The sequence below is a fragment of the Halapricum hydrolyticum genome (genome assembly GCF_025517535.1).
Classification (GTDB): Archaea; Halobacteriota; Halobacteria; order Halobacteriales; family Haloarculaceae; genus Halapricum; species Halapricum hydrolyticum.
Genome location: NZ_JAOPKC010000062.1, coordinates 1 through 594 on the forward strand (window position 1 = coordinate 1; position 594 = coordinate 594).

At 67.5% G+C, this 594-nt stretch carries 1 pseudogene; it reads left to right on the forward strand.

Annotated features, from left to right (window positions below):
• A pseudogene (locus OB916_RS16970) lies at positions 1 to 594 on the forward strand (hypothetical protein); the annotation flags it as partial.

Here is a 594-nt window from a genome sequence, read left to right on the forward strand (position 1 = left end):
GTTCCTCCACGGCGAGTCGGTCGATGGGTTCGGGTCGTTCGCCGGGGATTTCGTCCCCGCCGCCGCGCTGGAGTGGAACGAAGGGGACGTCCGAAAGGCGCTCTCGCGTGACGCGGCCGTGGCTCACCACGTTTGGGCCTCGGCGCTGACCGATTCGGCGGTCGAGGACGTGGACGTGACTGCCGACCGCTTCGGTGTGACGCCCACCCCCTACGGCGTGCGTCCGCAAGAGGGGTCTTACCCGCGAACCGGTGGCACGATGTCGCCGATGGTGTCGAGACAGGTGATCGTCAACCCAAACAGTGAGCGCCAGTCCGCAATCACTCGCGTCCTGCAGGCGATGACGAGCCCCGGGTTCCAGAAACGCCTCCTGCGAACCGAGGGATGGCTCCCTCCCCGGAAGGACGTGTTTGACTCCGCTGCAGCCGACGAGACGCTGGGTGCGCACGCGCAGACGCTTCGACTCGTCGGCGAACACGCGCTGCCGGTTCCTTGGACCCCTGTCTGGGAGGAACAGATGGGGTCGATTGCGACGCACGTCAACGCCGTCCTCGCCCGCGAGCAATCCCCACGGGCTGGCCTCGAATCGCTGGC